Here is a 24,828-nt window from a genome sequence, read left to right as displayed (position 1 = left end):
GGGGCTAATACGAAATGCCCAGCGTGCCGCGGTCGGCGTAGTAGAACTGCGTGCTACCACCGGTGCCGCCGCCCCAAGTACTGAGGTTGAAGCTGCCGGTACCGGTAGCTGTGCCCGTAATCTTGTAAACCCGTACTGCCTGCTTGGCGCGGTACCAATCGAGGCGGGAGCCACTAACACAGGTTTCCGGAGTGGCAGAGGCGCCGTTCTGACTCAGGAAAAAGGCCGTTCCCGTCCCGAAAACCTTGCCCGTGCCGTTGGGCTCCACGCACACGGCAGTGGCTTCATCTACCCCAATTCCGCGGCTTACCACGCCATTATCCTGAGTCATGCGGGCCAGAAATGCCACAAGGCGCCCACGCCGGTCGGGGTTATTGAAATGCGTATCTGTCACAACATTAGCCAGATACGGCTGACTGAGGAAATCATTGCGGCCAAGCGTCATGTCGGCATTATACGGATTGGAAAGGGCCTGCGCCGACGTAACGCTGTTGTTAAGGGCGCTGTAATAGGTGCTGCCCTGAATAGCGCAGCCCGCCGATGTGCCACCAATGGGAGCTTGCTTGGTGTTGCGCAGGTAGTTGAGGGCATCTTCCACGCGGGTATCCTTCCAGAAATTCACGTAATTGGCCTGGTTGCCACCGGTAATGAATACTGCCTCGGCCGCCCGGATTTTCGCTTCCACCTGCGGGTCGTTGGCCAGCGTGCGGGAGTTGATCAGCAGCGTTTCCACCGAGTTGGCGCCACCCAGTCCGTAGATGTAGGCATTGTACGCATCGGTGCCGGTAGCGCGCAACACCAGAAAGTCGCCGCCGCCGGATTTGGCAATCATCCACTGCATAGCCGCATCCACGTCGGTGCCGCCGCCCATGAGCACGGTGCCGCCGGCGGTAGCGGGCGTCACATCGGCCGCATCGCCAACCAAACCCAACGAGCCGGTGGCGTCTTGCGCAACGGGAGGTGCTTTAGGGGTTGGCGCTACGTCGGTTTCGTGCTGGCAGGCAGTCAGTAAACTGCCGCAGACGAGAATAAGGGTAAGAGCACGCATAGGAATGGGGAATTAAAGGTGAGAAAATAGCAGTTAGTCAGTAATATATGACTTTAGCCAGTATCGCCAATGTATTCCGTTCTGGCTGGCCTTACCAGCAGCTTTTGCTCACTTAAAATGGTCCGTGTCCTACGCAGATTTCCCTATCCATCATTCTGCCGGCCAGCCAAAGCAGAGTCTTGGTAGCGCCCGCCGAACATGTGTAGGTAAGACGTGTTAGGTTTGATTTCTTTTCAACGTTCTATTCGCATGGCTTCCGCCCCCCGTTACGTCAGCAACCCGCAGTTGCCCATCATCAAACCCAACTACCCCGGCAATAAGATGATTGGCCGGCAATACTGCAACGGCGAGGAGCTGTACGAGCCCACCTTCAGCACCGTGCTGAAGTGGCAGCTGAGCGAGAATCTGCAGAAAAAAGAGAAGAAAGCAGACCTCTGGACACCGGATGTGGTGGACTGCACCGAATTCCTGCGCGGCCACGACGACGGCCTGGTGTGGCTGGGACACGCCACGTTTCTGCTACGCATCGAGGCAACCACTCTTCTCTTCGACCCGGTGCTGTTTTCCTCCTTAGGGCTGCGCCGCCGCCACGCCCTGCCCTGCCGCCCCGAAGATCTTACCAACATTAATTTCCTGCTGCTCAGCCACGGCCACCGTGACCACCTCGACGAGCAATCGGTGAAATTCCTGGCCCGGCAAAACCGGACCATGCAAGTTTTGACTTCGTTAGGTATGACGCCGCTGCTCCGGGGTATGGTTCCTAACATTTCGGTGCAGGAAGCCGGCTGGTGGCAGCAGTACGTCATCGACTGGGAAGCTATGGGGTGGGAAGATCCTCAACAGCCACCCTTTGAACTGTTCTATCTGCCCGCCTCACACTGGCACCGCCGCGGCCTCGCCGACCTAAACCAGGTGCTGTGGGGCAGCTTTCTGCTGCGCCTGCCCGACGGCCGCACCATTTATTTCGCTGGCGACACGGCCATGTCCGGCCACTTCGAGGAGATTGAAAAGCAGTTTGGGCCGCTCGACATTATGCTGATGCCCATCGGGGCCTACAAGCCGGCTTACATGATGCAGCTCAGCCACGTAAACCCACACGAAGCGGCGAAGGCAGCCAACCTGCTGCGTGCCGGCCATATGGTGCCCATGCACTACGGCACCTTCGATCTGAGCGACGAGCCAGCCTCGGAGCCGCTGCGCGAGTTGCAACAAGTAGCCCAGGGTGGCATGCTCCGGGGCGAGCTGCATGCCCCCGCCGTGGGCGAGGTGCTGCGCTGGCAGGATTGGGAATAAGGAAATAGCTGACCGGTTGTGTGGGCAGTTATCAGATGTTTGCCGATTGTTGGCAGCGAGTTGGTAGCTTTGGTACCTTTTTATTGTTTGATCGGGTCCGTTGTTGAAATTGAGCCTGACAATCAGCAACTGACAACTACCTCCTGACGTCCAGCACATGTCGCCCACCCTTATTCTGAGCCTGATTGCGGGCTATTTCGTTGTTCTGATCATTATTTCGATCCTGACTTCGCGTAAAGCCACCAGCGAATCGTTCTTTATTGCCAACCGCAATGCCCCCTGGTACATGGTGGCGTTTGCCATGATTGGCACCTCGCTATCGGGCGTCACGTTCATCTCCATTCCGGGCATGGTGGCCACGCAGAGCTGGAGCTACATGGCCGTGGTGCTGGGCTACATTGTGGGCTACCTCGTGATTGGCACCGTGCTCATGCCACTCTACTACCGGCTGCGGCTGGTGAGCATCTATACCTATCTGGAGCAGCGGTTTGGATTCTGGAGCTATAAGACGGGCGCGTTCTTTTTCCTGGTTTCGCGGGCCGTGGGCGCGGCGTTCCGGCTGTTTCTGGTGGCGGGCGTGCTGCAGTTGGCCGTGTTTGATGCGCTGGGCGTACCGTTTGCCGTGACCGTGACGGTCAGCATCTTCCTGATTTACCTCTACACGTTCCGCGGCGGCCTCAAAACCATCCTCTGGACCGACACTTTCCAGACCATGGCCATGCTGGTGTGCGTGGCCGTGAGCATCTATCTGATGGCCGACGAGCTGAACCTGGGCTTTGCCGGGCTGGTGAAAACGGTGAAGGAAAGCAGCATGTCGCAGATTTACTTCTCCGACCCCAAAGACGACAAGTTCTTCTGGAAGCAGTTTGCCTCGGGCGCCTTCATCACCATCGTCATGACCGGCCTCGACCAGGATTTGATGCAGAAGAACCTGAGCTGCCGCAACCTCCAGGACGCCCAGAAAAACATGTTCTGGTTCACGATTGCCATTGTGCTGGTGAACGTGTTTTTCCTGTCCTTGGGCGTGCTGCTCTACCAATACGCGGCTGCCAAGGGCATTGCGCTGCCTACCAACCCGGCCACCGGCAAAATCATCGGCGACAACGTGTTTCCGCTGCTGGCTACGGGCCACTTCACGCTGTTTGCGGGCATCGTGTTCATTCTGGGCATCATTGCCGTGACCTACGCCTCCGCCGACTCGGCTTTGACGGCCCTCACCACCTCGTTCTGCGTGGACATGCTCAACATCAAGCAGTACGACGAGAAAAAGCAGACCCGCGTGCGGCAGCTCACGCACTTTGGCTTCTCGCTGGTGCTCATCGTCATCATCCTGATTTTCCGCGCCATCAACGACCAGAGCGTGATTACGGCCGTGTTTAAGGCGGCCGGCTACACCTACGGGCCGCTGCTGGGCCTCTACTCGTTCGGGCTGTTTACGAGCCGGGGCCTGCACGACCGGCTGGTGCCGGCCGTGTGCGTGGCCGCGCCGCTTGTCACATGGTTTATCAACGCCAACTCCAAGGCGTGGTGGGGCTACGAGTTCGGTTTCGAGATTCTGATTCTGAACGGCATCCTCACCTTCCTGGGGCTGCTGGCGGTTTCGCGGCCGCGCCAGGCCACCGAATTGAACCCTGCTTTCTGAGGCGTGTTTACCGGGGAAGTAGGCGTACCTTTGTGCAAGTGGCGCAAAATGCCGTTTTGCGCCGCCCTCCTTCTCCTATGAAACACCTTTTCTTCCTTCTGCTGTCGGTAGTGGCCACCCACGCCGCGCAGGCCCAGCAGCCGGCCGCACCCAAAACGCCGGTCGAGCTGAAGGCCGGCCGCATGCAGGCCCAGGCCCGCCCGGCTGCCAACCGGCCCGACGTAGCGCCCCAGTATCCGGGCGGTGCGCAGGCTATGGGCGCTTTTTTTCAGCAGCAGATCCAGTATCCGGAGGCGTCGCGCGTCAAGGGTATTACCGGCAACGTGGAAGTCACGGCTACCGTCGGGGCTGATGGGCGCCTGACCAACCCGGTAGTGGCCAAATCCCTGGCCCCCGACTGCGACGCGGAGGCGCTGCGGGTGCTGGCGCTCATGCCAGCCTGGAAGCCTGCTACCCGCAAGGGCGAGCCGGTGCCCGTGCAGGTGCGGCTGCCCGTGCCGTTCGGCAACTCCCAGATCCTGAAGGTGGAACAAGGAAAACCCAAATTCAACTAACGAGTTGAAATAGCAGAAGTCAGAAGCAAGACATGGCGGTTGTCATCTGGTTGATGCCCGCGTAGGTTTTGCTTCTCCCGTCTCCTGTCTCACTTCTACCATACCGAATGGCCCGAAGCGGAATGAATACCAGCGGTGCGACGCTTGACCCGGACGCACCCAAAAAGAAATTATCGAAGGAAAGCTTCCAGCAGGGGTTGCGGATTTTCCGTTTCACGCTGCCCTACCGCGCCAAATTCATTGTGGGCACGGTGCTCCTCACGCTGTCTAGCGCCAGCACCATGGCCTTTCCGTGGCTGATTGGTAAGCTGGCCGACGCCGCCAACGGCAACTTGGTGGTGCTGCCCAACGGTACGGCCGTTTCCATCAATCAGATTGCGCTGGGCTTTGGCGTGCTGATTTTGTTGCAGGGCCTGTTTTCATTCGGGCGCATCTGGTTTTTCACGCAGGTGAGCGAGTTTACCGTCCGCGACATCCGGCAGGCGCTCTACCGCAAGTTCGTGACGCTGCCCATTCCGTACTTCGAGAAAAACCGCGTGGGCGCCATCACCTCGCGCATCACCTCCGACGTGAGCATCATTCAGGATTCGTTTTCCCTGACGCTGGCTGAGCTGTTCCGGCAGGTGACGACCCTGCTGGCGGGCATCGTGTTTATCATGGTGGTGTCGGTGAAGCTGTCGATGTTTATGCTCGTGACGTTTCCGCCGATTGTGGTGCTGGCCATGGTGTTCGGCAAGAAAATCCGGGGGCTGGCCAAAACCACCCAGGACGAGCTGGCTAAAACCAACGTCATTGTGGAGGAGACGCTGCAGGGCATCAACACGGTAAAGGCTTTCACCAATGAGCAGTTTGAAACCCAGCGCTACACCGCCTCGCTCACCAACACCGTGCGGGCCGCCCTGAAAAGCAACCTCTACCGCGGCGGCTTCGTGTCGTTCGTTATTATTGGCCTGTTCGGCGGCATCGTGCTGGTACTGTGGCGCGCCGCCACACTGGTGCAGGCCGGCCAGATGACCATCGGCGACCTGACGCAGTTTGCCTTGTACACCATGTTCATCGGGGCTTCGGTGGCGGGCTTAGGCGAGTTGTACGGCAAGGTGCAAAGCACGCTGGGCGCTTCCGAGCGCATCCTCGAAATCCTGGATGAGCCCACCGAGCCCACCCACCAGCCGGGCGCGCAGCCGGTGCAGTTGCAGGGCAACATTGCGTACGAGCACGTAGCATTCCAGTACCCCACCCGCCCCGACCTGACGGTGCTGCAGGACATTACGTTCTCCATCCAAGCCGGCGAAAAGATTGCGCTGGTGGGCCCGTCGGGCGCCGGCAAAAGCACCATCGTGCAGCTGCTGATGCAGTTCTACGAGCTCAGCGGCGGACAGATTACCATCGACGGCCGCCCCATTGGGCAGTACGATCTTACGGAGCTGCGCCGCCACATTGGCATCGTGCCCCAAGAAACAATCCTGTTTGGCGGCTCGATCCGGGAGAATATTGCCTATGGCAAAACCAGCGCCACCGACGAGGAAATCATGCAGGCAGCCCGCAAAGCCAATGCCTGGCAGTTCATCAGCTCCTTCCCCGAAGGGCTGGACACGCTAGTGGGCGAGCGGGGCATCAAGCTCTCCGGCGGGCAGCGCCAGCGCATTGCCATTGCCCGCGCCATCCTGAAAAACCCCGCCATCCTGCTGCTCGACGAAGCCACCTCGGCCCTCGACTCGGAAAGTGAGAAGCTGGTGCAGCAGGCCATGGACGAGCTGATGCAGCACCGCACCAGCATCATTATTGCCCACCGCCTGAGCACTATCCGCAAAGTCGACAAGATTCTGGTGATTGACGGCGGCCGCATTGTGGAGCAAGGCACCCATGAAGAGCTGGCCCACAACGATAACGGCCTGTACGCCAACCTGCTCAAGCTGCAGTTTGAGATGAGCTAGGCAGACGGGAAATTGGCCGCCCGCGTCCTTTTCTGCGCCGCTCCGGAATCCGGAGCGGCCTATTTTTGTACTACCCTTCCTGTGTGGCTTCGCCTCATAACCCAACCAGCACCGCTCCCATGACCACCAAGCGCCTCAAACAACGTCTGGCTTTGCTTTCGCTCGTGGTGAGCGTGGCGTTGGTGCTGGTGAAGTTCTACGCCTACTTCCTCACACACTCCCAAGCCGTCCTGACCGACGCGCTAGAAAGCATCATCAACGTGGTGGCCAGCGGCTTTGCGCTCTATAGCGTGTATCTGGCCAGCTTGCCCAAAGACGAAAACCACCCCTATGGCCACGGCAAAATCGAGCATCTGTCGGTGGGGTTTGAAGGCGGGCTGATTCTGATGGCGGGCGGCTACATCTTCTATTCGGCTGTACGGGCGCTGCTGGTGCCGCACGCGCTGGAGCAGCCGGGCTGGGGCATGGCGCTACTGGCGGCTACGGCCGTCGTGAACCTGCTGGTGGGCTTCGTGCTGGTGCGGGCGGGCCGCAGGCACCACTCATTGGCGCTGGTCGGCGATGGGCAGCATCTGTACCTGGATGCCGTGAGTACGCTGGTATCCTGCTTGGCGCTGGTGCTGGTGATACTCACGGGCAAGGTACTATTCGATGCGGCAGCTTCGGTTATTCTGGGCCTTTTCATCGTGGTGAATGGCTACCGGATGGTGCGCCGCTCGGTGGGCGGGTTGATGGACGAATCAGACGAAGTCACGGTGCTGCAGGTGATAACCGAGCTGCAGCAGCAGCGCCGCGCCGCCTGGATTGATGTGCACAACCTGCGTGTGCAGCGCTACGGCTCCAACCTGCACATCGACTGCCACGTGACCATGCCCTACTACTTCAGTCTGGAAGAAACCCATGCGGAAGTGCACCGCATCGAGGAGCTGGTACGGGACCGGTTTGAGGTGGACGTGGAAATGTTCGTGCACGCCGACCCCTGCGCCTTCTCGGCCTGCTCGCACTGCCACATGACTGACTGCCCGGTGCGCCAGCATGCTTTCAGCCAGGAAATTCCCTGGACGCTGGCCAACGTGGTGAAAAACGAGCGGCACCAGCTGGCCGAGTCGGTTTAGCGGCACTTTTCAACTCCTTGCCCACTAGCCCGTGCCTACGTATCCACTGCTACTGCCCAACGTCCAGATGACGGCCGACGAGTTTGTGGCCGTGAGTTTCCGGTTATGGCGCCGCCGGCCCCGCACCCGCTTCAACCACTGGCTGCTGGGAGCAGCTATTCTGCTGCTGGCCAGTAGCGTGGTGCTGGAAGTCATCCGATTGGGCCAGGTTGTCAATCAAAGTACCGTCGTGTTTCTGGCCGTGGCGGTGCTGTATGCGCTGGTGCGGATGCAGCTAGTGCGCTACCAACTCCGGCGCGGCTACGCCCGCAATACCGGTTTGCACACGCCCATCAGCTTCGAGCTGGATGCTGAACAGCTCCGCGGCCGCAGCGACAACGGGCACTTCGCCATACGCTGGCAAGTGCTGCGCCGCGCCGTGTGGGTGCACCCCGACTGGCTGCTGCTCTATCCCGTCGAAGCCGCCTGCTACTACCTGGATTTGCGCCGCCTGACAGCCCCGGCCACGCCTGAGCAGGTACTAGCGCTGCTGCAACAGCACCAGATTCCGGTGCAAGAGCTGTAGTTCCGGTCCGACGGCGCAGCCGTCCGACCGGTTGCCGTCCACCAATGCCTGCGATGTTAGGAGGCGACAACCGGTTGGACGGCTACGCCGTCGGACCGGGCGGATTTCCACTGGCGGCCTCTACGATTTCTGTCAAACCCTAGTTCCAACGTGGGGTTTGCTACTTTTGGGCTGTTACCCCATTCCATCATTTTCCCACTTCATGAAAGCTCTTCTCTCTATTTCGGCCGGCTTGGTAGTGCTGGCGGCCCCGCTGACCATGCAAGCCCAGATTGCTACGCCGGCGGCCAGCCCCAAAAGCACCATCATGCAGCGCGTGGGCCTCACCGACATCACCCTCACCTATTCACGCCCCGGCGTGAAGGGCCGCATGGTGTTCGGCGACTCCACCACCAAAGCCATTGTGCCCTACGCCAAGCGCTGGCGCACGGGCGCCAATCAAACGACCACCATCAAATTTTCGGATGACGTGACGGTGGAAGGCAAAAAAGTGCCGGCCGGCGAGTATGGCCTGTACACGGTGCCCGGCAAAGCCTCCTGGAAGATGGTGCTGAGCAAGAACACCAAGCAGGGCGCTAACGTCGACGGTTTCGAAGCCAAGGATGACGTAGCCACCTTCTTGGTGAAGCCCTATAAAACGGCCGCCAAGGTGGAAACCTTCACCATGAACTTCATCGACCTCACGCCTGCCACCGCCAACGTGGATTTGCAGTGGGAAACGACGGGTGTCAAGTTTAAAGTGGTGACCGAGGTGGAGCCGAAGGTGATGGCTCAGATTGAGGAGAAAGTAACCAAAAATGCTTCCCCAAGCACCAACGACCTAGCCGCGGCCGCCGTCTATTACTACGACAACGACAAGGACCTGAAGCAGGCCCTGACCTGGATGCAGAAAGTCAACGAGAAGGAGCCCAAGTTCTGGAACGTGCACACCGAGGCGAAAATCCGCATGAAGATGAAGGATTACAAAGGCGCCCTCACCGCCGCCGAGCAGTCGCGCACCCTGGCCCAGACCGCCAAAAACGCCGACTACGTGAAGATGAACGACGACATCATCGCCATGGCCAAGAAGAACGGCGCGAAGTAAGCTCCCTGCTTACCTCACCCCCTAACTCCCTATCCTGGGGGAGAGGGGGAGCTAGCTACTAGTTTTTTAGAGTGGCTTAGCCGTTTGCTATGAAAAAAGAAAAGCCCGCCGGACACTCCGGCGGGCTTTTTTGTTGTGAAATCTTTATAGCTAGTCCCACTCTCCCCCAGAAGAGGGGACTAAGGAGTAATACCCTCGTGAGGCAAATCTTGAGGCTGCGGCCGCACTACCGACAGCAACAAGCTCAGCCCTACCACCAGCAGACTGCCGATGATGTTGAACCACAGGTAGCCGATATCGGTCTTCCAGAACAGCAGCAGCACCACCGTTTGGGCTACAATGGCCGACCAGAATACCGCCGTGCCGCCCACGCGCTTCAGGAAAAAGGCCACCATGAAAATCCCCAGAATGGTGCCGTAGAACAGTGAGCCGAGGATGTTTACGGCCTGGATCAGGTTTTCGAGGCGGGCGGCGAAGGTGGCAAAACCGATGCCGAGCACACCCCAGCCGATGGCCGCCCAGCGCGAGGCCTGCACATTGTGGGCTTCGCTGGCCAGCGGGCGGCTGGGCCGGTACAGGTCGATGACGGTGGTGGAAGCCAGGGCGTTGAGGCCGGCCGCCGCCGAGCCCATAGCCGCCGACAGGACCACCGCAATCAGCAGCCCTACTAGGCCCTGTGGCATATTGTTGAGCACGAAGGTCAGAAACACGTAGTCGGTGTCTTTGGCTTCGGCCGAGGGTACGGCTTTCTTGATGAGGGCCTGAGCCCGGTCGCGCAGGCCGCGGGTGGCGGCGGTGGTAGCCTGCAAGTGGGTTTCGGCGGCGGCCAGCTGGGCGGGGTCTTCGGCGTGCAGGGCCTCTACCAGCTGGGTAGTGGCCTGGCGGCGCGCCAGAAACAGCGTGGCATGCGTTTGCTCCAGCTCGCGCAGCTGCGGGCCATACGTGGCCGAGCGTGCCACCTGATTGCGCACGGGGCCATTGAACGTAAGCGGCGGCGGGCTGAACTGGTAGAACACAAACAGCAGCACGCCCACCAGCAGAATAGCAAACTGCATAGGCACTTTCACGAGGCCGTTCATGAGCAAGCCCAGGCGGCTTTCCGTTACGCTGCGGCCAGCCAGGTAGCGCTGCACCTGGCTTTGGTCGGTGCCGAAATACGACAGCGCCAGAAACAGGCCACCCGTCATGCCCGACCAGAAGTTGTAGCGGTCCGTGGGGTCGAAGGTGAAGTCGACGAGGTTGAGCTTGCCTTGGTGGCCGGCCACCTGCAGCGCTTCCTTGAAGCCTACTTCGGCGGGCAGATAATGAACCAGCAGGTAGCCGGCCACCACCATGCCCGTGAAAATCACGGCCACCTGGCCTTGTTGCGTCACCATTACGGCGCGGGTGCCGCCGGCCACGGTGTAGGCAATCATGATGCCGCCGAGCAGCCACACCGTCAGCATAATGTTCCAGCCCAGAATGGCCGACAGCACCAGCGCCGGCGCATACAGCGAGAGGCCATTGCTCAGGCCGCGCTGCACCAGAAACAGCGACGCCGCCAGGGTGCGCGTGCGTCTATCAAACCGACCTTCCAGGTATTCGTAGGCCGTAAAAACTTTCAGGCGGTGGTAGATGGGCACCGCAAACAGCGCAATCAGCACCATGGCCAGGGGCAGGCCAAAGTAGAACTGAATGAAGCGCATACCGTCGTCGTAGGCCTGGCCGGGCGTACTGAGGAAGGTAATGGCCGAAGCCTGGGTGGCAATGATGCTGAGGCCCACCCCCCACCAGGAAGCGTCCCGGTCGCCGAGCAGGTAGGAATCCAGGGAGGCGCCGGCGCCGCGCGTGCGCCACGCCCCGTAGCCGACAATAAACAACAGCGTGCTGCTGAGCACCAGCCAGTCGAAGGTACTCATGCAGCGAAAGCGCGGGTGAGGTAAGTAAAAAACGCCACTTCCGCCACCAGCGCGCCCAGCACCAACCAGTACCAGGCCCGCCACGACGGCAGCAGCGGGGGCTTTTCAGATTCAGGGGTAGCAGACATAGAAAACGAAGGTAAAGTAAAGCATTGCAACACCAGCCACAAAAGGCGCAATGTCCCCAAACGTATCAGCTGGACGGCTACCACCGTCGGGCTGATACGTCTGCCCTACTTGCCCAACGACACCATATTGGTCAGCAGTCGGTAGGCGCCGGGTACGCCGGCGGGCAACTCCCGGAACAAGCTGAGGCCGGTGTAGATGTAGTGGCCTTTGCCATAGTCGGCGACGAGAATGGCGCTTTCCTTGGCTTTCTCGCCGGGGTCCTGACTGCTGAATACAGTCTTGTATTTTGGGTCCCACTGGCTGGGGTAGTAGAGGCCCTGCTCCTGCACCCAGCCTTCAAAATCCTTGCTCGTGATTTTGTTGGGCGTGTTGAGCAGCGGCTGCGTGGGATTGAGGAAGGTGACGGGAGCATTTTCCACCGTCACCCGGTCGTTGGAGAGCGTGAGCGGGTACGGGCCGACCTGGGGCAGCACAGTGCTGCGGCTGGTGTTGTACTGCACCACTAAGTTGCCGCCCTGCTCCACGTACCTGAGCAGCGTGGGTTGCAGGGCTTTTAACCGGTCCACGGTGTTGTAGGCGCGCACGCCCAGCACCACGGCGTCGTAGCGGCGCAGATTCTGCTCGGTGAGGTCTTCGGGCTTGAGCAGGGTGACGGTGTAGCCGATCTGGCGCAGGGCGTCGGGCACCTCGTCGCCGGCCCCCATCAGGTAGCCGATTTCCTGGCCCTTGCGCCGCAGATCCAGCTTCACCAGCGGGGCCACGGCTTCCGGGAACAGCGTTTGGGTGGGAATGTGGGTATACGCTATGGTCTGGTAGCCGCGCGCGTACGCCTGCCCCTCCACGGTAGCCACGGCCCGCAGCTCCGATTTACCTTCCGCCGCGCCCGCGCCGGGCTGCACCCGGAACTGCACAGTCTGCTCGGCATCTTTGGCGGCCAGCTCGAACGGAATACTGGCGGGCTCGGCCGTCCAGCCTTTCGGCAGATTCAGGGTCAGGTTGCCCTTCACGCCCGCTTTGCCGGCGCGCAGCGTCACGGGAATGGTTTTGGGCTGGTTATCGGCAAACACGTAGGCGTGGCCGCCCACGTTCACCATCACCGGCGGCACCACCGTCAGCGGGCGGTACTTCTCCCCTTCCACTGGGTCGGTGCTTTTGTATTGGACGGGGACGGTGAGCATTATTCGATGCCCTGGAATATCAAAGACAAAACGCGCCTTAGCTGCAGGCTCATTCTCATCTTTTCCACGGCTGAGTAAATCCTCAACGGTGTACATTCCAACAGAGCCATTTTTCTGCAACCAATAGGGTTGTGAGTTTCCGACCGAGCCCCTCGAATCTTCCTTGATAAAGAGAGTATCCTGTCGTCTTTTACCTGGCATAAGATCTATACGATGCGGATTGGTACTATGCATACCGCTCATACCACCCCGAGAAAATACTTTATCCAACTCTGGTGAATAGACATAAGCCACTTCGTCGAGCAGTTGCACAGGTGTAGCTGAACGATTTACTATCTCATACAACACCAGAGAACGGACTGCCTTTCTACCCAACACTAAATCCTCTTTTGTGACCGTTGGGCTAATTGCAACGGCTTCTATATACAGCCCCAGACAGGCTTGAATTAGCTTCTCAATCTGCACCAGCCTTTCATCGTACCAAAAATTGGCAACACCTTTTACCGTTCCTTCTTTGACTACCGCAGCAAGCTGAAACTTATCTAACGCCTCCCGCACCTTCAGCAGTCCTGCCACACTCGCCGACGGATTAGCCGGGTCGTACTTCCGAATTACCTCATCCACCAGCTTGCCTACGGCCGCGCCACCGGGCACCCGGTTCCAAGTCATATCCACACCCTCGAACAGGTCGGTGGTGGCCTTGTCGCCCTTCAGCAGCTGGAAATACTCCGGGGCCTCGCCGCGCTGGGCGCTACTGCCGAAGCCCTGGCTGCGGTGCTGGGAGCGGCTGCGGGCGGCAATTTCGCCGTAGCTCTGCCCCAGCAGCGGGTTGTAGCCGCCGGCATCCAGCTTCAGGTACTGGCTCATGTCCTCACCGGCTTTCACGAAGAAGGAACCGGTGTTCCAGAGCAGCCGCTTTGCCTGCCAGGGCTGCACATATTGGAGCTGCTCGGGGAAACGCTTGGGGTCGGCGGCGGCCGAGAAGGCCTCAATGGCCAGCATAGCCGAGGCCGTGTGGTGGCCGTGTCCGGCGCGGGCATCGGGCGGGAAGCGGGTAATCATGACGTCGGGCCGGCGCTGGCGGATCACCCAGACCATATCGGCCAGCACCTGCTCCTTGTCCCAGATGGTGAAGGTTTCCTCGGGCGTTTTCGAGAAGCCGAAGTCGTTGGCGCGGGTGAAGAACTGCCGGCCCCCATCGATGCGGCGGGCCGCCAGCAGCTCCTGCGTCCGGATGACGCCCAGCCCCTCGCGCAGCTCCGGCCCGATGAGGTTCTGGCCCCCATCGCCACGGGTGCAGCTCAGGTAGCCGGTTTCCACGAGGCGGCCGTTGGCGAGGTAGGCAATCAGGCGGGTATTTTCGTCGTCGGGGTGGGCAGCCACGTACAGGGCCGAGCCCAGCACGTTCAGCTTCTTCAGCCCCAGCAGAATCTCCGACGACGACCAGGTTTTGGGAGCCTGGGCCTGGGCTTCGCCAATTAGTAATGAAAAATTAGCAATGAGTAATGCCGACAGGGCGGCGCGGAACAGGCGAGTACGCATAGAGGGAAGCAGCTTGAGGGCGTGAAGATAACCCAGAGCCGCCGACCCTGTTCAGGAAAGCGGGGAAGCGGGTCTTTCCCGGTCAGACGGCTGCCGTCGGACCGGAATGGACATGCGTCCGGGCCGGGCGGAACCGGGTCTATGGCAGCGGGGTTTAGCACGCAACGTCCGCCGTGGGCGGGGCTGCGTATAGGCCGTTTCCTTATCCGTTTGATATCTGCTGATGCTTTTTTCTGTTCCTTCCCGCCTGCGCCTGCTGGGCGTGGCCCTGCTGCTGCCCCTGCTGGGCACGGCGCAGAATGCTGTTTCCGTTGCCCCACAACCCGCCGTGCCGCCGCAGCAGTGGTACCTACTCGACCCCGTCGCCGACGGCGTGATGGGCGTGAGCGTGCGTAAAACCTACGATGAACTGCTCAAAAACCGGCCCTCCACGCCGGTAGTGGTGGCCATCATTGATGCCGGCATCGACACGGCCCACGCCGACCTGCGGCGCCTGCTCTGGACCAACCCCCGCGAAATTGCCAGCAATGGCCTCGATGACGACCAGAACGGCTACGTAGACGATGTGCACGGCTGGAACTTCCTGGGTGGCGCCGACGGCCGCAACGTGGACGTGGAAACCTACGAGGACACCCGCCTTGTAGCCCGGCTCCGGCCGCTGTATGAGGGCAAAGCCCGCACCGTGGTGCCCGCCGCCAAGCGCGCCGAGTACGACCTGTACCAGAAAGTCAAGAAAAGCCAGGCCGAAAAGGTAGCCGAAAACAAAGAGCGGGTTGCATCCCTGGATCAGGCGTACACGGTCAACAAAAAGGGCGCCGACAATCTGCGCGAAGCCCTGGGCCTGGCGCGACTGGACACGGCTGGTTTGCGCGCCGCAACTCCCACCGACCCCAACCTCTACCGCGCCGCCCTTGGCCTCTATGCCAACCTGCGCGCTGCCGGCTACGCCGACCTGGAAACGGTGCTGGCTGATATGAAAGAAGGCCTCGATGATAGCCGCAGCCAGCTGGAGTTCAGCCTCAACCCCGCCTACAACCCGCGCGCAGCCATCATCGGCGACAACCCCACCGATACCCAGGACCGCCGCTACGGCAACCGCGACAACCACGGCCCCGACCCCATGCACGGCACCCACGTAGCCGGCATCATCGGGGCCGACCGCACCAATATGCTGGGCATCCTCGGCATTGCCGACAACGTGCGCCTGATGGCCGTGCGGGCCGTGCCCAACGGCGACGAGCGGGACAAGGACATTGCCAACGCCATCCGCTACGCCGTGGATAACGGGGCCAGCATCATCAACATGAGCTTTGGCAAGTACTACTCGCCGCAGCGCGAGGCCGTGGATGCAGCTATGCGCTACGCCGCCACCAAAGGGGTGCTGCTGGTTCACTCGGCTGGCAACGAAAACGACGATATCGACGTGAATGTGGAGTTTCCGTCGCCGGTGTACCCTGATGGCCAGCCCGTGCCGAACATGATTACGGTGGGTGCCAGTGCCCGCACCAACGACCAGCACCTGGTGGCAGACTTCTCCAACTACGGGCGCAAAAACGTGGACGTATTTGCGCCCGGCAACCAGATCTACTCCACACTGCCCGGCCAGCAATACGGCAACAAAAGCGGCACCAGCATGGCCTCACCGGTGGTATCGGGCATGGCAGCCGTGCTGAAGTCGTACTTCCCCACCCTCACGGCTACGGACCTGAAGCGTATCATCCTGCAATCGGCGGTGATGTACCACACCAAAGTGCTCAGACCCGGCACCACCAAGCAAGTGGACTTTGCCGAGTTATCGGCTACCGGCGGCCTTGTAAACCTCTACCGCGCCGTGCAGCTCGCCGACGCGGAAGCCACGAAATAGCGCTGCCCGAAGCCATAAAGCCGCGTAGCGGTGACAGGTTCAGGAGAATCCCCGATCTGTCGCCGCTACGCGGCTTTATGGCTATTGCCGGAAGGAGGCTACGCGGCTATTCTGCCGGATTGGCCAGCCAGTGCCTGGCTGCTGGTTGCTCTGGGTGGCGCGTTACCGGCACCAACGCCAACTGCTGAGCACCGGGGGCCAGACCCCAGGGGTTGGGGCCGCGCGTGCCGGGCCGCACAACCAGCAGCAGGTAGGCCAGCAGATTCAGCAGTGGCACCAGCAGCACCAGCGCGTACCAGCCACTCAGGTACATATCGTGAAGGCGGCGCACCGAAAACAGTGCGGCTAAAGCGGTGCTGGCTGCCAGCACCAGCCCTGCCAGCAGCACCTGATACCAAGTCTGTGGCGCTGGCAGAAAGAATACCGGCAGCAACGGCACCAGGGCCAGCGCCAGCCGCAACGCATAATCGGAACGGCCCAAACGCCCTTGCAAGAATTCGTATTGTTTCATACTAATTACGGGTTGACGAATTGTACCGCTACTCCTGGTAGCACCGGAGCGGCGGTTTCCAAAATCCAGGCCAACTCTGTCCAATTCCGGCAGATTCTCAACATTCAGCCATAGCCGGCGTACTACCGAGGAGTTCTACCAGCGTCCGTATGCTTATACCTCAACTGATTTTCCTCGACAAGCTGCGCAACAAAACCCCTACCGGCGCGCCACCGAGTGGGCCCAGGCGCCGCCTCAAACGCCGGCCGCACCGCACGGCGGCCGCAACCCGCCGCTGGTTTCGGCACCACCTGTTCAGTGCTCTGTATCTGGCGCTGGGGGTGCTGTCGGCCGCATTCGGGCTCAAGGCTTTTTTGCTTCCCAATGACTTTATCGATGGAGGCGTAACCGGCATTTCGCTGCTGGTACGCCAGCTTACTGGCCTGCCGCTCTCGTTGCTGATTGTCATTATCAACGCGCCGTTTATTGCCATGGCCTACTTCCAGATGGGCCGCACGCTGGCGCTTAAATCACTGTGCGCTATTCTGGCGTTGGCGGCGGTACTGCTGGTCGTGTCGTTTCCCACTCTGACCCAGGATAAGCTGCTGATTTCCGTTTTTGGGGGATTTTTCCTTGGGGCGGGCATTGGGCTGGCCATGCGCGGCGGTGGTGTGCTCGACGGTACCGAAATCCTGGCTGTGTTTCTGAGCAAGAAAACCAGCCTCACTGTCGGCGACATTATTCTGCTGTTTAACATTGCTATTTTTGCCGTGGCCGCCTGGGTGCTGTCCATCGAAACGGCGCTGTATTCCATTCTGGCGTACCTCTCGGCGGCCAAAACCATTGACTTCCTGATTGATGGCATCGAGGAGTACACCGGCGTCACCATCATTTCGGGCCGCTCCGATGCTATCCGGCGCATGATCACCGAAAAGCTGGGCCGTGGTGCCACCGTGTACTTGGGCAAGCGCGGCTATGGCACCCACGGCGACCAGCCCAACCCCGTCGAAATCGTATTTACCGTTGTTACGCGTCTGGAACTGTCGCGCCTTAAAGGCGAAGTCGACCAGATTGACCGGCAGGCCTTCATTGTGATGCACAGCGTGAAAGACACCAAGGGCGGCATGATCAAGAAGCGTCCCTTGCATTAGGCCCTATTGCCCCGAGAAGTAGCCCAGCAAGTGCTGGCTGTTTTTTCCAACCCAGCCTTTTGGGGGTATAAGCTACCGGAACACGTACCACTGAAAAGCCACGTAATTGTAGCCCACACTGGCCGCGGCCCCAATTGCTACCACCAGCAAGGCGCGCCAGATGGCTCCGGCCCACGTGAGTTGAAAAGCCTGCCGGCCGATCAGGATAAGGTAGAGCGTGATGGTACCTACCTGCATACTGCTGGCAATGTTGCTGCTGGCCACCGCCCGAATGTGCAGGGCCCACAGCACCAGCATCACGCAGGCCACCAGCAAATGAAATACCGACCCCACTACAACGTGCACAAAAAATGACTCGGCATAGTTAAGGCCCTGGCGCCGGTACACCAACCACGTTATCAGGGCATAGGTCGGCAGCATAAGCAGCAGCCACCACAGGTTGTAGTACTTGCCCACATAGTGAAAGTACTCCCCCATGCGGGCCACATACGCCGCGGGTATGCGGCTGGCGTAGCGCTGCTGGATTTCGGCACCCGTGTCCTCATAATAATGCAGCAGCAGGGCAGCAGCGGCGGCCAGACCTACCACAAGCAGCAGAAACTGAAACGGATTGAAGTAGCGCTTGCGCCGGCCGGCCAAGTAGTCAGCCACTACGCGGCCGGGTTGCAGCACTATCTGCGGCGCATACCCGATGATGCTCGTGTCGGTGTGCGTGAAGACGTGCAGCACCTCGTGGGCAACGTGCCCGAGCGTAAGCCGCTGCCGCCCGGCACCTACTGCCCGCAGTGCGGGCAGTAGGTGCCGGGCGGCAGCGGATGCCCGCAGTTCAAACAGGCTCCTTCGGGGGCGGCAGCAACAGACATGGCAGGGAAGATGAGGAGGCACATCGCAAATAACAGACTTTTTTAATACTGCAAATGGTGGGTGCCGGCTATTACCTTCGCGGCATGGCCGCTACTTTCACTCTGCAAGACCTCTATATCTATCCGGTTAAGTCGCTGGGCGGCATCCGCCTCACCGAGGCGCACGTTGAGCCCCGGGGCCTGCGCCACGACCGGCGCTGGCTGCTGGTAGATGAACGCAACCAGTTCATGACCCAACGTCAGACGCCCGACATGGCGCTGCTGCGGGTGAGTTCGGCCTACAATGGCTTTCTGCTCACGCATGCCCAACGGCCCGATCTGCTACCGTTGTACGTGCCTTTCGTGGCTACTCCTGAGCGCACCCTGTTCGTCACCATCTGGGACGATATGGTGTTTGCCTGGCGCGGTACCCGCGAGGCCGATGAATGGCTGTGCGAGGCGCTGGGCCGCCCCTGTAAGCTGGTGTATATGTCGGATATGGTGCGGCGCGACGTAGAGCCGGAATTCAATCCGGATGGCCAGTTGGTGAGCTTTGCCGACGGCTACCCATTACTGCTTATTGGCCAGAGTGCCCTCGATGACCTCAATAACCGCCTCGCCGAACCCGTACCCATGGACCGGTTTCGGCCCAACCTCGTGTTCAGTGGCGGCCTACCGTTTGAAGAAGATAGCTGGGCGGAGTTTCAGGTGGGTGACGTGCCTTTCCGGGCCGTGCGCGCCTGCGGCCGGTGCGTGCTTACCACCATCGACCAGCAGTCGGCGCAAAAGAATACTGCGGGGGAGCCACTGCGCACTTTGGCCACCTTCCGCACGCAGGGCAGCAAGGTGATGTTTGGGCAAAACGTGACCGGACCGGGCCGCGGCCAGCTCCGCCTGGGCGACGCCCTGCAGGTGCTCAGCCTGAAGTAAGCTTTACCGCTACACTTAATTGCTTTATTTTCTACCTCTGCTGCGCCAGGTAGGCATAAATGGTGAATCGTGCGCTGCTCGCACGTTGCAATCTTGCCTAGGTTGTACATATCCTTGAAATAGGTATATTTGCCGGATACTATGTTGCTTTCTGCGCAGACAGCAGGTCGGGCCGACTTGTTTTCTAACTGCATCTGCTTCAGGTATTCCTCTTTACGCCGCTCCTCTATACTACCTCTTACCCAGCCTGGCAACATGCTGGCTGGCCTGCGGGCTGCACACCTGTTGTTTTCTCCTTACTGCTTTCCTATGACGCGCGTGCTTCTCGGCCGGGCTATCGTTCTGCTCCTGTTTCTGGCGGGCAGCCTGCCCCGGATCGGCGCGGCCCAAACATCCTCCAGCACCCAGTTGCACTCTGCCTGGGATGAACTGTTGCACCAATACGTAGCGCCTGATGGGCTCGTGAACTACCAAGGCATGCTTGAGGAGGAAGACAAGCTCCTCGATTATCTGATGGCCCAGCGCAAAGTGTCGCCGGAAGCAGCTGGCTGGTCGGCCGCTGAGCAGGAAGCCTACTGGATCAACATCTACAATGCCGCCATAGTGTATATGGTGCTGCAATATTACCCCGTCAGCAACATCAACGATATTCATCCGAAAGGCCGGATTCACTCCCTGTGGGAAGCGCCCTGCGTGCAGGTCGGCGACAAAGAGTATTCGCTCAACCAGATTGAGCGTGAAAAGCTGACCGCACGCTTCCAGGACCCACGTTTGCACTTTGCGTTGGTGCAGGGCGCTGTTTCAGGACCTCAGCTGCTGCCCGAGGCGTACAATGGCGAGCAACTAGCGCAGCAGCTGGAGCGGCAAACCAAACGCTTCATCAACGACCCGGCCCGCAACGTATTAACCGGCGCCCAGCCACAGCTGTCCAGCCTGTTCAACTTCTACGCCACCGAGTTTGGGAGCCGAACCCAGCTGCTGGAATTCATCAACCGCTACGCTACAGCACCTGTGGCCGCCGCCGCTACTCCTGATTTTCTGCCCTTTAGCTGGACGCTCAACGACCAGCAGCCGCTACCGGCGACGCAGGCCTTGCACAAATAATATAGTCTGCCAGAAGCCTAGGTGCATCTGAAAGGCTGGTTCGTCGTATCAGGGTTTCCTTTTCATGTAACTCCTGCCTCATGGACCGAGCACTGGTGCTGGCGTTTCTGCGCGAATTGGCCGCCCACAACCACAAAGCCTGGATGGATGAGCACCGGGCCGACTACCAGCAGGCGCGCAGCGAATTCATAATCCTGCTCCGCGAGCTGCTCGACGGCCTGCAGCAGTTTGAGCCCACCATCCGCGGCCTTACCCCGGCCGATGTGATGTACCGCCTGCACAAAAACGACCGTTCGCAGCGCGACCCTGAAACCTACAAGCGCCATATGAGTGCGGGCCTCAAGCCTGGCGGCCGCCACAGCCCCTGGGCCGGCTACTACGTGGTGCTGGAGCCAGGCGGCGAGTCGTATGTGGGAGCCGGCCGCTGGGAGCCTGAGCCGGCACAACTGGCCTGCATCCGGCAGGAAATCCACTACAACGGGCCAGCGTTCCGTACCCTGCTCCAGAATCCCGACTTCCAGCGCCATTTTCCCGCAGGCCTCGACCCCAGCGACGCCCTCAAAACAGCTCCCAAGGGCTACGACAAGCTGGACCCCGACATTGAGTGGCTGCGCCTGAAGCGCTTCTTCGTGTGGCGGGCCATTCCCGATACCGACGTGCTGCGCCCTGACTTTCCGGCCCAGGTCCTGGAATCATGGCGCGTGGCTCAGCCTTTCGTACGCTTCCTCAATGAAGCCATGAGAAGCTAGGATTAGGGATTAGGGATTAGGGATTAGGGATTAGGGATTAGGGATTAGGGTAAATGTGAAAGGCCCCTCCGGGTTACGGCGGGGCCTCCTATTTTCTGCTTGTTCATTCCTAAGCACTAGGCACCAAGCCCTAAGCCCTAAAACAGCCCGAACAGCGTACTGTTGATGCTTTCGATGATGCCGCTTAGGTCTTCGGGTTTGCTTACATAGTCGAGGTTGTTGACGTCGATGATGAGCAGCTTGCCGTGCTTATAGTTGCTGATCCACTCCTCGTAGTGCTCGTTGAGATGCTTGAGGTAGTCGATTTTGATATTGTTTTCGTAGTCGCGGTTGCGGCGCTCAATCTGCTGCACCAGCTTGGGCAGGTCGGCGCGCAGGTAGAGCAGCAGGTCCGGCGGATCCACCATGCTCACCATCGACTCGAAGAGGCCCAGGTAGTTGCGGTAGTCACGCTCAGTCATCAGGCTGGACTGGTGCAGGTTGGCCGCAAAGATGTGGGCATCCTCATAAATAGTGCGGTCCTGAATCACGCCTTTGCTGGCCTGCTGCAACTGCTTGATCTGTTGGGTCTGGCGAAAGCGGCTGTTAAGGAAATACACCTGCAGATGAAATGCCCAGCGCGGCATATCATCATAGAAATCCTTCAGATACGGATTGTGGTCAACATCCTCCAGAAATACTTCCCAGTTGAAATGATGGGCCAGCTTATTGGCTAACGTGGTTTTGCCGGCCCCAATGTTGCCGACGATGGCAATGTGCATACGTCTGAGAGAAAAGGCGGCCAGCCGCCTTGGCCCGGCCCGAACCACAAAAGTACACAACCCGCCGCAAGTCAAAAGCAGACGAGCTTAGGCACCTATATTATATTTAATAATGACTATATTAATACTTCTTTCCTACCCTCTCTTTTATGCTGGCGCCTTTCTCTTCCCATTTTCCCTCACCCGAGTCAGAACACGCACTTCCTCCGGGTACGCAGGAGTTAGGCTTTTTGCGTGATGAACACGGTGCCCCTTTGCTGCGCCAGCTCTACTACGCACCCGAGCAGCTGCTTTGCGGCCAGTGGTTTGGCAACCTCACAGCCGAATCGGTGATTGCAGGCGCCCGGGCCAGCTTACAAGGCATGCAGCAGATCCGGCCGGCACTGGTGCTCAACGACAAAAGCGTAGCTACCGGCGACTGGACAGAAGCCATGGACTGGCTGGAATATGAGTGGCTGCCGCTGGCCCAGCAATACGGTATGCGGGCCTTTGCCTACGTTTTTGCGCCCGACATGCACAATCAGCTGGCCGCGCTGGCCTTCTTTACCCGCATCCGCCCACACGTAGCTATCAAGCTTTTCTACGACGCCGACTCTGCTCACGAATGGCTGACAAAGCAGTTATAGTAAGTCTAGGCTACAACAGCAGCAACCCCGACAATGCTCTGCTGTAGCGCACTATCGGGGTTGCGGTTATCAGGGGGTGGCAAGAGCTACTCGGCCATCACACCTTTCACGTCGCGCGCCTTTTCCAGCGTACGGAATTCGCCCTGCCACGACCGAATACGGACCCGCTCTTCCAGCGGCAGTTGCTCACGCACCTGCTCGTAGCGCGCGTTCAGGCGGTCGAGCACGGCAGAAGCATTGCTCCAGTCAGCAGCAGCCCACTGGCGGCGCTGCGTACGGGTGGCTTCAATAAAGCGGCTGTAGAGGTCCGGCAGCTCGGTGGCGCGGGCCCGGCTGATGGTTACGTTTTCACCCAGCAGCTTATTCTGGGCCTGCTGCGCATTTTCGGGTATGCGGGCCGCTCGGTCAAGGCTATCCTGGCGGGCCTGCCAGGAGCCATAGCGCTTTTTCTGGATGTCGTATTCGCGCTTGCCTTCCACCGTGAGGCTATCTACGGCTTTGTCGATGCGCTTGCTCTGGCGGTCAAACTCCGCGGTGATGCGGGGCGTTTCGCGCGCAATATCGTCGGCTACGCGGGTTACTTTGTCGCTCACCCAATCAGAGAAAATGCGTAGGTCGCGCTCCACCGCCGAGGCAGTGCTGCTGGTTGTGGGGCGGGTTGTAGAGCTGGCCGGCGCTTTTGTAGCAGGGGCTTTCGTGGCCGGTGCTTTTGTGGCAGGCGCTTTAGGCGCGGAAGTTTGCTGGGCCATTGCAGCCGATGCAGACAGCAGCACCGCTGCCAGTAAAAAGGGAAATGGTTTCATGAGCCTAGAGAAAACGGGAGAAGAATCAGCAACGCTGACTGGCCGCGCTGCCGTATGCCCCAACAGGCAACTTCTGGCCCAAAAACGAGTGAGCGGGCGTTTTGGGTTCGGTTTTTCGTGAAATAATGCCGTTTTTGCGGCCTATGTCACGCGTTGAACCAGCTTCTGCTACTATCCGGGCGGCCACTACGGCCGATATTTCCACTATCGTTGAGCTGGCCGAAGCCACCTGGGAGCCCACCTACCGCTTCATCATCTCGAAAGAGCAGATTGACTACATGTACCGCGTGATTTACACGCCGGCCTCGCTGCTGCGCCAGATGACCGAGCAGGGCCACCAGTTTCTGCTGTTGCTTGACGCCGACCAGCAGCCGGGCGGCTTTGCGTCCTATTCGGCTAAGGAAACGCCCGGCTCCTATCACCTCAACAAGATCTACATCCTGCCTTCGCACCAGGGCCAGGGCTTTGGGCAGCTGCTGCTACACGCCGTAGAAACAGCCGTGCGAACCGCGGGAGGCCACATTCTGGAGCTGAACGTGAACCGCCACAACCCCGCACTGGCCTTCTACGAGCACGCTGGATTTGCGCGGCACCGCGAAGAAGATATTGCCATCGGCCCTTACTGGATGAACGACTACGTAATGCGGAAAGAGCTGTAGGGTGCAATGTGCCGGTAGTTTGATAGTGCGTTTGACGTTCGTTATACCCAATTTGCGTACCTGAAACACCAGCTCATCATTTCACCACCTCAGTTATGGCCACCACCAAACTCACCGTCCTCAGCAATGGCTCCCTCCGCGTGGAAGGCACCGATTTCGAACTCGTAGATGCCCAGGGCCAGCCTTACGGCCTGGCCGGCCGGGAGCGAATCAGCATCTGCCGCTGCGGCCTCAGCAGCCAGAAGCCCTTCTGCGACGGCTCACACAAAGGCCACTTCGAGCATGCGGCCGTAGCCTTCGACCTGCCGGCTCCTAAAGCTGCCACGCCGCCCGTAGTGCCCCCCGCTGCGCCTGATGCTAGTGCTGCGCCGCTGGCGTAAGCTGGCAGCAGGGAAATAGGAAGTTCCCCTTCGCGAAGCGTTGCAACTGAGTTAACCGGGTACTCCCGCCGACTCTGTTTTAACGCCTCACGAAGGGGAACTTCGCGCTTTACGCAGGCTTACCCTCGCTTTCTTAAAACAGGGACGTCACGAAATCCACATATTCCTGGCGGGCTTCGTCCTGACTTTTGCCGCGCAGACCAGCCCAGGCATCGTATTTGGCAATGGCTTTAAAATCGAAGCCGCCCGGACGGTCGCCGGAAATGTCGCCTTCACTGCCCTGCTTGTAGAGCGCATAAAGCTTGAGCAGCGTCATGTTGTCGGGCTTGGCGGGCAGTTCTTTGCTGCGGGCCGCGGCGGCTTCAAATTCTTCGGGAGTGGCCATAGGGTGAAAAGTGAAGGGGTGAAATAGAGGGTTGGCTGTTCCGACAAACCGGAACCAGTGGCAAAAGATACGGATTGCTGGAAAAATAGGCGGCATGCAGCG

24 protein-coding genes are annotated in these 24,828 nt (G+C 59.8%); 15 read left to right on the top strand and 9 right to left on the bottom strand.

From position 1 onward, the window contains the following. Window positions 1-4 precede the first annotated feature (4 nt). The gene (locus tag H8B14_RS07440; RefSeq protein WP_187314983.1) at window positions 5-1,048 is read right to left on the bottom strand and encodes a cyanophycinase; all 1,044 of its coding nucleotides are present in this window, start codon (window positions 1,046-1,048) and stop codon (window positions 5-7) included. A gap of 249 nt (window positions 1,049-1,297) precedes the next feature. Between H8B14_RS07440 and H8B14_RS07435 the strand changes: the two genes are divergently transcribed. The 7 genes from H8B14_RS07435 (at window position 1,298) to H8B14_RS07405 (ending at window position 9,235) form a co-directional block, all read left to right on the top strand. After that, on the top strand, window positions 1,298-2,341 hold the full coding sequence (locus H8B14_RS07435) for an MBL fold metallo-hydrolase (protein ID WP_187314982.1): 1,044 nt from the start codon (window positions 1,298-1,300) through the stop codon (window positions 2,339-2,341). A 157-nt stretch (window positions 2,342-2,498) separates the two neighbouring features. Then, window positions 2,499-3,983: a sodium:solute symporter gene (locus tag H8B14_RS07430; protein ID WP_187314981.1), complete on the top strand. Its 1,485-nt coding sequence runs from the start codon at window positions 2,499-2,501 to the stop codon at window positions 3,981-3,983. A 77-nt stretch (window positions 3,984-4,060) separates the two neighbouring features. Then, complete coding sequence (locus H8B14_RS07425; protein ID WP_187314980.1) at window positions 4,061-4,537, top strand: energy transducer TonB; 477 nt, start codon at window positions 4,061-4,063, stop codon at window positions 4,535-4,537. A 107-nt stretch (window positions 4,538-4,644) separates the two neighbouring features. Further along, entirely contained in the window at window positions 4,645-6,471 is a 1,827-nt protein-coding gene (locus tag H8B14_RS07420) for an ABC transporter ATP-binding protein (RefSeq protein ID WP_187314979.1), read from the top strand. Window positions 6,472-6,554: 83 nt separating this feature from the next. Beyond that, complete coding sequence (locus H8B14_RS07415; protein ID WP_315984811.1) at window positions 6,555-7,586, top strand: cation diffusion facilitator family transporter; 1,032 nt, start codon at window positions 6,555-6,557, stop codon at window positions 7,584-7,586. Between the two features lie 31 nt (window positions 7,587-7,617). After that, the gene (locus H8B14_RS07410) at window positions 7,618-8,151 is read left to right on the top strand and encodes a hypothetical protein (protein WP_187314978.1); all 534 of its coding nucleotides are present in this window, start codon (window positions 7,618-7,620) and stop codon (window positions 8,149-8,151) included. A 202-nt stretch (window positions 8,152-8,353) separates the two neighbouring features. Next, complete coding sequence (locus H8B14_RS07405; RefSeq protein ID WP_187314977.1) at window positions 8,354-9,235, top strand: DUF2911 domain-containing protein; 882 nt, start codon at window positions 8,354-8,356, stop codon at window positions 9,233-9,235. A 179-nt stretch (window positions 9,236-9,414) separates the two neighbouring features. On the opposite strand, the gene H8B14_RS07400 is transcribed toward H8B14_RS07405, so the two are convergent. From H8B14_RS07400 to H8B14_RS07395, 3 genes are all read right to left on the bottom strand, one after another. Next, window positions 9,415-11,133 carry a sodium:solute symporter family protein gene (locus tag H8B14_RS07400; RefSeq protein ID WP_187314976.1) on the bottom strand — a complete coding sequence of 573 codons (1,719 nt, stop codon included), beginning with the start codon at window positions 11,131-11,133 and terminating at the stop codon, window positions 9,415-9,417. After that, the gene (locus tag H8B14_RS21045; protein WP_261989931.1) at window positions 11,130-11,261 is read right to left on the bottom strand and encodes a hypothetical protein; all 132 of its coding nucleotides are present in this window, start codon (window positions 11,259-11,261) and stop codon (window positions 11,130-11,132) included. Before H8B14_RS21045 ends, H8B14_RS07400 begins: the two co-directional genes overlap by 4 nt. Window positions 11,262-11,366: 105 nt before the next feature. After that, window positions 11,367-13,982, bottom strand: coding sequence for a PIG-L family deacetylase (locus H8B14_RS07395; RefSeq protein WP_187314975.1), 2,616 nt, complete (start codon window positions 13,980-13,982; stop codon window positions 11,367-11,369). A gap of 223 nt (window positions 13,983-14,205) precedes the next feature. Between H8B14_RS07395 and H8B14_RS07390 the strand changes: the two genes are divergently transcribed. Continuing rightward, window positions 14,206-15,846: a S8 family peptidase gene (locus tag H8B14_RS07390; RefSeq protein ID WP_187314974.1), complete on the top strand. Its 1,641-nt coding sequence runs from the start codon at window positions 14,206-14,208 to the stop codon at window positions 15,844-15,846. A gap of 106 nt (window positions 15,847-15,952) precedes the next feature. Here H8B14_RS07390 and H8B14_RS07385 read toward each other — a convergent pair whose 3' ends face one another. Then, window positions 15,953-16,357: a DUF805 domain-containing protein gene (locus tag H8B14_RS07385; RefSeq protein ID WP_187314973.1), complete on the bottom strand. Its 405-nt coding sequence runs from the start codon at window positions 16,355-16,357 to the stop codon at window positions 15,953-15,955. Between the two features lie 149 nt (window positions 16,358-16,506). Here H8B14_RS07385 and H8B14_RS07380 point away from each other — a divergent pair, with 149 nt between their 5' ends. Beyond that, window positions 16,507-17,487 carry a YitT family protein gene (locus H8B14_RS07380; RefSeq protein ID WP_187314972.1) on the top strand — a complete coding sequence of 327 codons (981 nt, stop codon included), beginning with the start codon at window positions 16,507-16,509 and terminating at the stop codon, window positions 17,485-17,487. Between the two features lie 72 nt (window positions 17,488-17,559). On the opposite strand, the gene H8B14_RS07375 is transcribed toward H8B14_RS07380, so the two are convergent. Then, a complete protein-coding gene (locus H8B14_RS07375) occupies window positions 17,560-18,216 on the bottom strand; it encodes a DUF3667 domain-containing protein (protein ID WP_187314971.1) in 657 nt (218 codons plus the stop codon). Between the two features lie 218 nt (window positions 18,217-18,434). On the opposite strand from H8B14_RS07375, the gene H8B14_RS07370 reads away from it, so the two are divergent. From H8B14_RS07370 to H8B14_RS07360, 3 genes are all read left to right on the top strand, one after another. Beyond that, window positions 18,435-19,259: an MOSC domain-containing protein gene (locus H8B14_RS07370; RefSeq protein WP_187314970.1), complete on the top strand. Its 825-nt coding sequence runs from the start codon at window positions 18,435-18,437 to the stop codon at window positions 19,257-19,259. A gap of 309 nt (window positions 19,260-19,568) precedes the next feature. Then, window positions 19,569-20,363 (top strand): DUF547 domain-containing protein, encoded by a 795-nt coding sequence (locus tag H8B14_RS07365; protein ID WP_187314969.1) that lies wholly within the window; start codon window positions 19,569-19,571, stop codon window positions 20,361-20,363. Between the two features lie 80 nt (window positions 20,364-20,443). Further along, the gene (locus tag H8B14_RS07360; protein ID WP_187314968.1) at window positions 20,444-21,112 is read left to right on the top strand and encodes a DUF2461 domain-containing protein; all 669 of its coding nucleotides are present in this window, start codon (window positions 20,444-20,446) and stop codon (window positions 21,110-21,112) included. Window positions 21,113-21,249: 137 nt separating this feature from the next. On the opposite strand, the gene H8B14_RS07355 is transcribed toward H8B14_RS07360, so the two are convergent. Continuing rightward, window positions 21,250-21,873 (bottom strand): deoxynucleoside kinase, encoded by a 624-nt coding sequence (locus H8B14_RS07355; protein WP_187314967.1) that lies wholly within the window; start codon window positions 21,871-21,873, stop codon window positions 21,250-21,252. A 230-nt stretch (window positions 21,874-22,103) separates the two neighbouring features. On the opposite strand from H8B14_RS07355, the gene H8B14_RS07350 reads away from it, so the two are divergent. Next, on the top strand, window positions 22,104-22,499 hold the full coding sequence (locus H8B14_RS07350; protein ID WP_187314966.1) for a hypothetical protein: 396 nt from the start codon (window positions 22,104-22,106) through the stop codon (window positions 22,497-22,499). An 86-nt stretch (window positions 22,500-22,585) separates the two neighbouring features. On the opposite strand, the gene H8B14_RS07345 is transcribed toward H8B14_RS07350, so the two are convergent. Beyond that, window positions 22,586-23,302: a hypothetical protein gene (locus tag H8B14_RS07345; protein ID WP_187314965.1), complete on the bottom strand. Its 717-nt coding sequence runs from the start codon at window positions 23,300-23,302 to the stop codon at window positions 22,586-22,588. Window positions 23,303-23,445: 143 nt separating this feature from the next. On the opposite strand from H8B14_RS07345, the gene H8B14_RS07340 reads away from it, so the two are divergent. Together H8B14_RS07340 and H8B14_RS07335 are read left to right on the top strand one after the other, a co-directional pair. Then, window positions 23,446-23,961 (top strand): GNAT family N-acetyltransferase, encoded by a 516-nt coding sequence (locus H8B14_RS07340; protein ID WP_187314964.1) that lies wholly within the window; start codon window positions 23,446-23,448, stop codon window positions 23,959-23,961. Window positions 23,962-24,056: 95 nt separating this feature from the next. Beyond that, a complete protein-coding gene (locus H8B14_RS07335; protein WP_187314963.1) occupies window positions 24,057-24,341 on the top strand; it encodes a CDGSH iron-sulfur domain-containing protein in 285 nt (94 codons plus the stop codon). 133 nt (window positions 24,342-24,474) lie between these two features. On the opposite strand, the gene H8B14_RS07330 is transcribed toward H8B14_RS07335, so the two are convergent. After that, the gene (locus H8B14_RS07330) at window positions 24,475-24,726 is read right to left on the bottom strand and encodes an acyl-CoA-binding protein (RefSeq protein ID WP_187314962.1); all 252 of its coding nucleotides are present in this window, start codon (window positions 24,724-24,726) and stop codon (window positions 24,475-24,477) included. Window positions 24,727-24,828 lie beyond the last annotated feature (102 nt).

Source organism: Hymenobacter puniceus (assembly GCF_014333525.1).
GTDB lineage: Bacteria > Bacteroidota > Bacteroidia > Cytophagales > Hymenobacteraceae > Hymenobacter.
This window is presented reverse-complemented; position numbering and strand designations above follow the sequence as displayed.